The organism is Aminobacter sp. P4_D5 (assembly GCF_056401815.1).
This window is the reverse complement of the sequence record NZ_JBFUIP010000736.1, coordinates 1-703: the sequence shown is the minus strand read 5'-3', so window position 1 is coordinate 703 and position 703 is coordinate 1. Positions and strand designations below refer to the sequence as shown.

The window sequence follows — 703 nt, the reverse complement described above, 5'->3', positions numbered from 1 at the left end:
GGTAGTAGGGCGTGTCCCACCAGATCCGGTCGATCTCCGACTGGTCCACGAAATGCTCGATGTCGATGATGCGCGTGCTTTCAAGCCGGACGGACTTGATCTCCTCCTGCGTGAGCAGGACGTACTGATCCTTCTCGTATTCGTAGCCCTTGACGAGATTCTTGCGCTCCACCTCGCCGGACTCGGGGTCGACGACGATCTGGCGAATGCGGTTTCCCGTCTCGGGGTTGATCAGGTGGAAGTGGATATCGCTCGCGTAGCTCGTCGCCGGGTAGAGCGACACGGGGCAGGCCACCAGCGACAGCCGGAGGTGACCCTCCCAGGTGGGCCGTTGTGCCATGCCTCGGATCTCCTAACCGAGGCGGAACGCCAGACCGGGGATCGGGTTGCGCGCCAAGGGATTCCACCGCCGCTTCGGCGCGGCACCGCGGGGGTCCATGGATTATCGATAATATGGCCCGATCGCGACATGGCACCTTTCGGAGCGCAGCGATCTGCCCCATCCTCCCGCGCGAAGGAGACGCCGATGCGTGGGAGCAAACCCACTTGGCCCTGATGACCTATCTGAACCGCGTGCAGTTCGCGCGGGGCGCGCTCGCGTGCCTCGCGGAGGAACTCGCGCTGGCGGGCATCGCACGTCCGTTGCTGATCACGGACAAGGGCGTGGTGGCCGCCGGCCTGCTGGACCGGCTGCGTGCGGCGC

At 65.4% G+C, this 703-nt stretch carries 1 protein-coding gene; it reads right to left on the bottom strand.

Translation table 11 applies throughout. The annotated features are described in order from the left end of the window. The coding region (locus AC1DWF_RS34665) for a Ku protein (RefSeq protein WP_476843007.1) at positions 1-340 on the bottom strand (340 nt) is incomplete at its 3' end. Positions 341-703 lie beyond the last annotated feature (363 nt).